This window comes from Parvibaculum sp., assembly GCF_049672805.1.
Lineage (GTDB): Bacteria > Pseudomonadota > Alphaproteobacteria > Parvibaculales > Parvibaculaceae > Parvibaculum.
Genome location: NZ_JBATWS010000341.1, coordinates 1 through 1,767, shown reverse-complemented (window position 1 = coordinate 1,767; position 1,767 = coordinate 1). Strand labels below are relative to the sequence as shown.

The 1,767-nt window shown below is 59.7% G+C and carries 1 protein-coding gene; it reads right to left on the bottom strand.

What is annotated here, in order from left to right:
* Nucleotides 1–101 precede the first annotated feature (101 nt).
* Nucleotides 102–1,767, bottom strand: a 1,666-nt coding sequence (locus WBF74_RS10800; protein WP_424439410.1) for a RelA/SpoT family protein, incomplete at its 5' end; no start/stop codon positions are given.

Genomic DNA, 1,767 nt, shown 5'->3' with positions numbered 1-1,767 from the left:
GGATGAAATGCCCCCTCAGCAGCGCACCCGCCTTCTCAAATTCCTTGAGAACTTTTTCCTGTTCCATTTTTCTTTCACCGGTTTCTTTCAGAGAAGGAGCTTCAGCGCGGCGGGCGCACCACCATGTTGACGCAGGACAGGCCTTTCAAGGCCGCCATGATCCGCGTCAGATGTTTAAGATCGCGAACATCGAGATCAATCTGCATGTCATAGAAATCCGCATCGCGCTGTGCCAGAGACAGATTGGAAATATTGGCTCCATAGTCGGCAATCAGCGTCGCGATATGGCCAAGCGACCCCACTTCGTTTTTCGCGGTGATGCGAAGGCGCGCCGGGAATGTCTGCGGGTTTTCAGGATCAATATCCCACACCGCATCAATCCAGCGTTGTGCATCGCCATCAAACTCTTCAAGCGCAGGCGCATCGATCGGATAAATGGTGATGCCTTCGCCCGGCATCATGATGCCGACGATACGCTCGCCCGGCAGCGGGAACATGTCAGGTGCAAAGCGTGTCGCGAGCCCCATGGCGCGGCTTGTCACGCGCACAGACCCCGCCTGCCCCGTCTTGCCGTTCATCTGGGTGGTATTGCGCTTGCGCCCGCCCTTCCGCTTCTGGTCTTCAGGGAAGACGATCTCCAGCACCTGCTGCGGGCTTACCGTCCCATCACCGACAGAGGCCAGCAATTCGCCGAGGTCTGCCTTGCGCAGCGGCTTGATCGCACGTTCGAGAAGCGTATCGGAAATCTCGCGGCCCGCCGCCTCGAAGGCGGTCTTCAATATTTGGCGCCCGAGCTTGCCGAACTCCGCCTGCTTGGTCGCGCGGATCGCCCTGCGGATCGCCGACCGCGCCTTGCCGGTTGCGACAATCGCTTCCCAGGCAGGAGATGGCTTCTGTGCCTGCGAGCGGATGATTTCCACTTCGTCGCCATTCTCCAGCCGCGTGCGCAGCGGCATGTGGCGGCCATTGATCTTGCAGCCGACGCATGTATCGCCGATCTCGGTGTGAACGGCATAGGCGAAGTCGATGGGTGTCGCGCCGCGCGGCAGCGAGATGAGAAGCCCGTTCGGCGTGAAGCAGAACACCTGATCGGAATACATCTGAAGCTTTGTGTGCTCCAGAAACTCTTCCGGCGAGGCGCCATGCTCCAGCATTTCGATGAGCTGACGCAGCCAGCGAAACGTTGCCGCAAACTCCCCGGAGGAATCGCCGCCGCCCGCTTCCTTGTAGATCCAGTGCGCCGCGATACCGTATTCGGCAATCTCGTGCATCTTGCGGGTGCGTATCTGCACTTCGGCGCGCTTGCGCTGCGGGCCAACCAGCGTCGTGTGGAGCGAGCGATAACCATTCGCCTTGGGCGTGGAGATGTAATCCTTGAAACGCCCCGGCACCATCGGCCAGGTGGTGTGCAGAACACCAAGCGCGCGATAGCACTCCGGCACATCTTCCACGATCACGCGGAAGCCGAAAATATCGGAAAGCTGTTCAAGCGAGATCGCCCGGCGTTCCATCTTGCGCCAGACAGAATAGGGCCGCTTTTCACGCCCGATCACCGTGCAGGAAAGACCGTTCTCTTCGAGCTTCGCCCTGATCTCTTCTGCAATCTCCTTGACGGAGTCGCCGCTTGTTTCCCGGAAGTCATCAAGCCGCCGGATTAGCGCCTCGCGCGCTTCCGGGTTCAGCTCCTTGAAGGCAAGGTCTTCCAGCTCTTCGCGGATTTCCTGAATGCCCATGCGGCCGGCAAGCGGCGCATAGATTTCCATGGTC